This window comes from Coprococcus intestinihominis (assembly GCF_040096555.1).
Taxonomy (GTDB): domain Bacteria; phylum Bacillota; class Clostridia; order Lachnospirales; family Lachnospiraceae; genus Coprococcus_A; species Coprococcus_A intestinihominis.
The window spans coordinates 1-7,780 of record NZ_JBBMEK010000156.1 but is presented as its reverse complement, the minus strand read 5'-3'; the positions used below and the strand labels follow the sequence as shown (position 1 = coordinate 7,780).

Here is a 7,780-nt window from a genome sequence, read left to right as displayed (position 1 = left end):
AGTTCTTAGCGGAATGCGTGGTCAGATGAGCCGGAATTTGCACTCATGTTTTTGCCGATAGTATTTATATTGAATTATTTTTGTAAAAAAGAGTATTCTAATATTTTATTATTAATAGCAAGTCTTATTTTTTATGCCTGGGGAGAACCATATTTAGTTTTGTTGATGATGTTTTCTGTCATTATCAATTGGGCAATTGGAAAGGCAATTGATCGATATGAAGGCAATACAAAAAAGATGTATTTAGTTATAGGCATAGTATGTGATTTGACAATACTTGGATATTATAAGTATGCCGGTTTTTTTATATCGACTATAAACAAAATTGTGCATAGAGAATGGCTACCGGTTCCGAATATTGTCTTGCCAATTGGTATTTCATTCTTTACATTCCAAGCAATATCATATATTGTTGATGTGTATCGGGGGGATACTGAATGTTCTCCTAAAATCGTTAATGTCGCATTATATATTTCTTTTTTCCCTCAGCTTATAGCGGGACCGATTGTAAAATATCGGGAAATTAATAAACAGATAGAAGAAAGAAATATTACGTGGTGGAAAGTTTCTTCCGGTTTTAAACGTTTTATATATGGACTTGCAAAGAAAGTGTTAATATCAAATGTTTTGGGAATGTGTGTTGATACAATATATTCGTATGATATTACGGTAATCGATATAAGAGCGGCCTGGATAGGGGCGTTAGCATATACATTTCAGATTTATTATGATTTTTCAGGATATTCGGATATGGCGATTGGGCTTGGAAAAATGTTTGGTTTTGATATATTAGAGAACTTTAATTATCCATATTTATCGAAATCTATTTCGGAATTTTGGAGGAGATGGCATATATCTTTAGGTTCTTGGTTTAGAGAATACGTCTATATTCCATTAGGCGGAAATAAAAAAGGTAAAGTCAGAACATATGTGAATTTAGTAATTGTGTTCTTTTTAACCGGATTGTGGCATGGCGCAGATTTTTCTTTCATCTTGTGGGGACTTTATCATGGCTTTTTTTCGATTGTCGAACGTATGGGATTTAAGAAAGTACTTAATAAGTCGAAAATTATATCAACTTTATACTGTTTTTTAGTTGTAAATTTTGGTTGGGTATTATTCAGAGCCAATGATACTTTGACAGGTATAAGATATATTACACGAATGGTTATGCCATGGAGACATATGGACATAGGAATAGAACAGGGCTTTTATTTAGATAGAAAAACAATTTTTGTCGGGATATGTGCTGTAATAGGTATGGGATTATTAAAAATTATAGTACCGAAAAAGATCGCAGATAAATGGAAAGATTCAATAATAGAAGCTATTTATTGTATTCTATTATTGATCCTTTGTTTGGCATCTATAGCCAGTGATACCTATAATCCTTTTATTTATTTTCAGTTTTAATGGAGAAATGCGGAAATGCAGAAAAAAATCGGACCAAAGATAATTCTATTTACATTTATCATAGTTATTTGTTTTTTGTGGCTGTTTTGGATTTTGCTTGAAAAATATGTTGATACGGAGAATTATGAGAATAGGGAAATGTCGGAGCAACCGAGATTGACAGTGGATAATTATGGAACATTTGCGGAAGAGTATGATAACTATTTTAATGATCAATTACCTTTTCGAAATAATCTTATCAAATTAAATTCATCGATTGATTATTTCGTGTTTGATAGATCTGCTAATAGTAAAGTCATCATTGGGAAGGATAACTGGTTGTTTTATGATAATAAAGATGATGGAGATCCAATAGGCTGTTATCAAGGAAATAATCTTTATACAGAGGCAGAATTGCAGGAAATTGCGGAAAATTGTGTTAAGCAAAGAGATTTTTTGGCAGAGCGAAATATAGAATTTATTATTTTTATTGCACCGAATAAGGAAAGAATATACTCAGAAGATATGCCGGACCGGTTTGAAACGCCGGCGGATAATTATAGAGTACTTCAAATTGTTAATTATTTAAAAGAAAATACGGATTTGAGAGTCGTCTATCCATATGAGGAGCTAATGTCTGTTAAGGAATATTTGGATGATAATATTTATTATAAAACAGATACGCATTGGAATCAAATTGGTGGTTATGTTGGTGCAGCAGCACTTTTGAAAGAATTAGGAATTAATATGCCATCTATTGAAGATGACCGGATACATATAACAAAAATAAATAATAGAGCAGGGGATCTTGCCTCAATGCTGCATTTATTAAAAGAATTAACGTTTGCAGATTTTGATTACCAAGTTGATGGGTATGAAACACATAATGTACAAAATTTAGAAGAAGATTTTAATACGGTATTTCGTTATGTTGCGGATAATGCGGATCCAAGAAAATTATATGTCCGTAGGGACTCGTTTTCTACAGCTATGGCTCCATATATAGGGTCACAGTTTAATGAAAGTTATTTCCGATATTCTAATACATATAGTTATGAAGATTTTGCGGAACAGCATCCGGATGTATATGTTTATGAAACTGTTGAACGATTGGCTTATACATTGAAGGATTTTTCAATTCAATAAAGATGTATGGATATTAAATTGTTGGAATAAAATCATTATATTTTTTTGAAAAAATGATTATTATAGGTTAAATGTAATTCTCTTCCAAAATTAACGAAAGTTAATTCTAAAGCTGTTTTTGATATTATCTCTTATATTTTTGACAAAAGTTCTCAAAAAAAGCCATCCTTGCAGTTGACAAAAAATGGTCGCTCGATATAATAGATATGAATATACGTTAATATGAGAAAATGAGGTTCAGTATGGAGTTTTATGATATTCATTCCCATATACTAGCGAAAGTGGACGATGGAGCCGAGACTTTTGAGATGTCATGCCGGATGTTGGACATGGCGTATGAGGAAGGTATACGGCACTTATGCGTCACACCCCATTACAACAGACACAATGCGGATGATGCGGAGCGGCCGAAGAAGGTCATGCGGGCTTTTCGGGCATTGGAATTATATGCGAAAAAGCAGTATGAAGACATGCATCTGTACCGGGGCAATGAAGTGATGTATTTCCCTGATATGGTGAAATATCTGGATAGCAGTAGTATCACGACTATGAACGGCGGACGTTATGTGCTGGTGGAGTACAAGCCGAATGCTTCTTATCATAATGTTTACAGTGGTCTGCAGCAGATTCTGTATGGGGGTTATCTGCCGGTTCTAGCCCATGTGGAGCGTCTGGATTGTCTGATTGATGAATGGGACAAGTTAGAGAAACTGAAGGAGAGCGGGATTATTCTGCAGATGAATACCGATGGCCTGATCGGCGGGCGTTTTGACCGATGGGTGCGCCGGTGTCGGGCACTGGTGGAAGATGGCTATATCGATGTGCTGGGAACCGATGCCCACAATATGACATCGAGACCGCCACAGTACCGGAAAGCTGCCGAATGGATTGAGAAGAAATGCGGCCGCGCAAGACTCAGACAGCTGGCAGAGGAGAATCCGAGAGCAATTCTGGAGAACCGCCTGATCAGCAGCACCTGATGTCAAAAACGACAGAATTTGACATTAATCTGCGAGAATCGATATCAAGTCGATAGAACTCGACACCCGCAGTTTACCAACACAACAATTTAAAGAATGGAAAGTAGTAGTAAGTAGTAATGGAAAAGAAAAGAAATGACAATGAAGAGATGGAAATTGATTTACTGGAACTGCTGATGGTGATGAAGAAGCACCTGGCGGCGATTTTATTGGCAGGTATTGTTGGTCTTGTGATCATGTTTGCCTGCACAACAATTCTGATGACACCGTTATACAGTGCATCTTCCATGATGTATGTTATGCCGGATAATAGTAATAGTAATTCCTCTACTCTGAGTGATATGCAGGTTGGTCAGCAGCTGACAAGTGACTATTCCAGCATGATCGAGAGCCGCAGTTTTATGGAAGATGTGATCAAGAAGCTGAATCTGACGATAGATTATCAGCAGCTTCTCGAAAAGGTTGAGGTGACGAATCCGACATCCAGCCGTATCCTTCAGGTGACAGTGAATGATCCGAATCCGAAGACAGCTGCAGATATTGCCAATGAAGTGGCTTCCGTGGCTGAGTCAAAGCTGAAAGAGATCACTGGCATGCAGGCAATCAAGATTTATGAAGAGGCGGCTGTGCCTGAGAAACCATCCAGCCCGAGTTTGAAGAAGAACTGTGCATTGGGCCTTCTGGCAGGTATTGTTCTGGCTATGGCAGTCATTACAGTACTTTATTTGATGGATGATACTATTAAGACAGAAGACGACATTGAGAAATATCTGGGTATGACAACATTGGCAGTGCTTCCTTACAATGGTAAAAAGCAGCAGCGACAGGCTAAGAAGCAGAAGAAGCAGCGAGCAAAGCAGGGGAAAAAGACATCCAGAAAGAGAAAGGAAATCGAAACTGATGAATTCAATTAATCTGACAAGAATCGATGACGGCGAAGCCGTCAGCGAATATTATAAACAGCTGAGAACGAATATCTATTTCTGCGGGCAGGACAAACAGTGTATCGCTTTTACGAGTAGTTTTCCTAATGAGGGGAAGAGTACGGTTGTATTCAACCTCTGCAAAGCACTGGCAGAGGATGGTAAACGTGTCATCCTTCTTGACGCGGATTTGAGAAAATCCGTTTTATACAATCGATGTATGCCGGATCAGGAGGTCAAGGGACTGAGTCACTATCTGGCAGGTTTTGTGCCCCTCAATGATGTGATCTGCAAGACCAACATCAAGAATCTGTATATGGCATTTGCAGGTCTGAATGCCCCGAACCCGGCGGAATTATTGGGAAATCCGAAGTTCAAGGCAGCCATTGAAGCCATGAAGAAGAGTTTTAACTATATCATCGTGGACTGTGCTCCGATCGGCGCGGTGATTGATGCGGCCGTTGTGGCCAAGAGCGTGGACGGCATGGTGATGGTCATTGAACAGAAGAAAGTCAGCCGGAGAATGGCACAGAAGATGAAAGAGCAGCTGGAAGCCAGCGGCTGTCCGTTGCTTGGCGTTGTATTAAACAAGGTCAAGATATCTGAGAATAAGAGTTACGGTGGCTATGGGCAGTACTATGGCCACTACGGCAAATACGGAGAGTACTGATACATAGAATAACGGTACATAGAATATAGAACATGAATACATAGAACACGAATATGCAGATATAATCTGTAGCAATTTCTATTACGCAAAAACACTGCGCGTCAGAAAGCGCAGTGTTTTTGCGGGCAGGAAGAAGTGCCTATCACAGGCACATAACAAGACTAAAAGAGGGAATAAGTAGTAATGCAGAACAAAATCAACAGTAAGATGATCAACAACCGTAAGTCTCCGATTCAGTATGACTATATCGAGAAGTATCTCGCAGAGAAAGAACTGAATTTGGCTGCAACGCTGGATGCTAAGACCGCATACGCCGATGCTGATTTTGTTGTCATTGCGGCCCCTACTAATGTGCGGCCAACGCAGTTTGCTGAAGTAGGATTGTTGTAAAAGGCCAATAAAAAGCATACGAAATGCTGAAAAGGCTACTTCTTTTAAGTATGTAGAGTACAGAAATGTCTATCATAAATTCTCAGTTGAGTTTTCACATGGATTTTGTTGACAGAAATCCAAGCTCATACAGAACTCGACCGGAATGTCGATAAACTATAGCAGAGGAGATGAGGATGATAAATAAATCTGATTTTCAGTAAGTATCCTGATTCCTTTAACCGGATTAAGAATCATAAACGAAACAATAGAATCCGTTATACGACAGGAATGTACGAATTGTGAGATTTTGATTCTAAGAAATGATATCAAAGATCTTCCACAGGGCACAGATGTGGCTGAAAAAGATGTTTTTTATCAAGATTCGGATTATTTGTTGCGAGAGTTTTATATCCGAAAAAAGGGAAAGGGAAATGCTTTGAATGAAGGGCTTTGCCATGCAAGAAATGATTTGGTTTGTATACTTGATGCTGATTGTGTATTACAGGAAGATGCTCTTTCTAAGGCGGTAAAGCATTTCCGAAATGATGAAGTGGTTGCTGTCGGTGGACGCTTACTTGTTAAAAGAGAAGACTCATGTCAGCTGGAAGCGATTCAGTCTTGCGAATATATGAAGACATTTCAGATTTCCAGGAGCATATTTGCCAGGTTAAACGCACAGTGTTTGATTTCAGGGGCATTTGGGGTCTTTCGCAAAAGCACTCTGCTGGGAATTAATGGGTATGATATCGATACTGTTGGAGAAGATATGGAGTTGGTTCTTCGATTGCAAGAGAAAGACTATCAGCAATCGAAGAAACAGATTGTTTATGATCCAACTGCTGTCTGTTATACCGGAGTGCCACATAGCATTAAAAGGTTATTACACCAAAGAGACAGGTGGCAAAGGGGATTGATGGATTGTCTTATCAAGCACTATAACATGATTGCTAATCCACATTATGGGCTATTGGGGCTCGTAACAATGTGCTATCAGTTCGTGATTGAGTTACTTGGGCCTATATTTTGGGTAATTTACACGGTTTTGTTGATAGACAAGAATATGTTTCCGTTTTGTTCGTTGGTGTTTGCAGGATATGCTTTGGCTCAAATTGGATTGACAATATTTGCAGCATACATAGATACAGAGAAAAATATGAGGAGCCTTTTGAGATGGATACCGAAACTGATTTTAATAACAATAGAAGAAATTGTTTTGCAAATTCCGATTATGGTAGCGAGGGTGGTTGGAATGCTTACATTCCATTGGCGAAGACTTGTCTGGTAGATTTGATGTCCCCACAAGAGTGCAGGGTATAGACCCACTAAAAAGCACTAAAAAAGATATACACTGTATATTTGTATGCTCGTCATGGTTTAGCGGTTGGTTCCCCATTCTTTCCACCCTACCTTATATGTACTATTTCCAACCACTTTCACTAATACCAGCACCGAAAGATTGGGGTGGATAAGGAAGTTTAAGTGAGGGGTAAAAGAAAGTTAAAGGTACACTGGGTGAATGGGGTAGAGGAAGAGAAGTAGAAAAACAAAACAGACCAAACTACAAAACAAGAAAAACCACAACACAACAACAAAAATCTACTCAACCAAACTAACCATCAAAACCAATCAACCACTCATGAGGGTGGAGAAGAAGATAGAGGTTTAAATAGGAAGTTTAAAAGAGGGGTAAAAGATAAGGGTATAGGACACTGGGTGAATGGGGTAGAAAGGGTAGAGGACACTGGGTGAATGGGATAGAAAACCCCATAAAAACAAAACAAGAAAACAACACACCACACCAGATGGCGTGGGAGAGAAGAATAATAGATAGAAACCGAGGAGGGGAGCAAATATGGCAGAAAAGAAATTAAAAGTGTGTCTAGTCGGTTCATCTGGCGGGCATCTCACACATTTATATATGTTGAAGCCTTTCTGGCAGGATAAGAATAGATTTTGGGTGACTTTTGATAAGGAAGATGCTCGTTCTCTTCTTAAGGGAGAGAAGATGTACTCCGTCTATTATCCTTCAAACCGTTCCATCAAAGCCATTCTTATCAACACGTGGAGAGCACTGAAAATCCTTCCTAAAGAGAAGCCAGATCTTATCATCAGTTCCGGAGCTGCGCCTGCAATTCCGTTTTTTTGGATTGGTAAGCTGATGGGCGCTAAAACTATTTACATTGAAGTGTTCGATAGAATTGATGCTTCCACAATTGCAGGAAAACTCTGCTATCCAGTGGCAGATAAGTTCATTGTGGAATGGGAAGAAATGAAGAAAGTGTACCCGAAGGCAGTTA

General features: G+C 38.7%; 7 protein-coding genes and 1 pseudogene. All 8 read left to right on the top strand.

Annotation, left to right across the window (positions count from 1 at the left end; translation table 11 throughout):
- Positions 1 to 51 precede the first annotated feature (51 nt).
- Positions 52 to 1,413 carry an MBOAT family O-acyltransferase gene (locus tag WMO25_RS11785; RefSeq protein WP_349085484.1) on the top strand — a complete coding sequence of 454 codons (1,362 nt, stop codon included), beginning with the start codon at positions 52 to 54 and terminating at the stop codon, positions 1,411 to 1,413.
- A gap of 15 nt (positions 1,414 to 1,428) precedes the next feature.
- Complete coding sequence (locus WMO25_RS11780; RefSeq protein WP_349085482.1) at positions 1,429 to 2,538, top strand: alginate O-acetyltransferase AlgX-related protein; 1,110 nt, start codon at positions 1,429 to 1,431, stop codon at positions 2,536 to 2,538.
- Positions 2,539 to 2,780: 242 nt separating this feature from the next.
- A complete protein-coding gene (locus tag WMO25_RS11775) occupies positions 2,781 to 3,518 on the top strand; it encodes a CpsB/CapC family capsule biosynthesis tyrosine phosphatase (protein WP_349085481.1) in 738 nt (245 codons plus the stop codon).
- Between the two features lie 119 nt (positions 3,519 to 3,637).
- Complete coding sequence (locus WMO25_RS11770; RefSeq protein WP_349085480.1) at positions 3,638 to 4,432, top strand: YveK family protein; 795 nt, start codon at positions 3,638 to 3,640, stop codon at positions 4,430 to 4,432.
- Positions 4,419 to 5,111, top strand: coding sequence for a CpsD/CapB family tyrosine-protein kinase (locus tag WMO25_RS11765; protein WP_227081899.1), 693 nt, complete (start codon positions 4,419 to 4,421; stop codon positions 5,109 to 5,111). Before WMO25_RS11770 ends, WMO25_RS11765 begins: the two co-directional genes overlap by 14 nt.
- A 204-nt stretch (positions 5,112 to 5,315) precedes the next feature.
- Positions 5,316 to 5,462 (top strand): annotated as a pseudogene (locus tag WMO25_RS11760) (UDP-glucose 6-dehydrogenase); the annotation flags it as partial.
- A gap of 244 nt (positions 5,463 to 5,706) precedes the next feature.
- The gene (locus WMO25_RS11755; protein WP_349085485.1) at positions 5,707 to 6,768 is read left to right on the top strand and encodes a glycosyltransferase family 2 protein; all 1,062 of its coding nucleotides are present in this window, start codon (positions 5,707 to 5,709) and stop codon (positions 6,766 to 6,768) included.
- Between the two features lie 567 nt (positions 6,769 to 7,335).
- Positions 7,336 to 7,780, top strand: a 445-nt coding sequence (pssD, locus tag WMO25_RS11750) for a PssD/Cps14F family polysaccharide biosynthesis glycosyltransferase (RefSeq protein ID WP_349085478.1), incomplete at its 3' end; no start/stop codon positions are given.

Excerpts from the sequence above, each read along its gene's own strand:
- WMO25_RS11780 (WP_349085482.1), top strand. The coding sequence starts at position 1,429 with ATGCAGAAAAAAATCGGACCAAAGATAATTCTATTTACATTTATCATA.
- WMO25_RS11775 (WP_349085481.1), top strand. The coding sequence starts at position 2,781 with ATGGAGTTTTATGATATTCATTCCCATATACTAGCGAAAGTGGACGAT.
- WMO25_RS11770 (WP_349085480.1), top strand. The coding sequence starts at position 3,638 with ATGGAAAAGAAAAGAAATGACAATGAAGAGATGGAAATTGATTTACTG.
- WMO25_RS11765 (WP_227081899.1), top strand. The coding sequence starts at position 4,419 with ATGAATTCAATTAATCTGACAAGAATCGATGACGGCGAAGCCGTCAGC.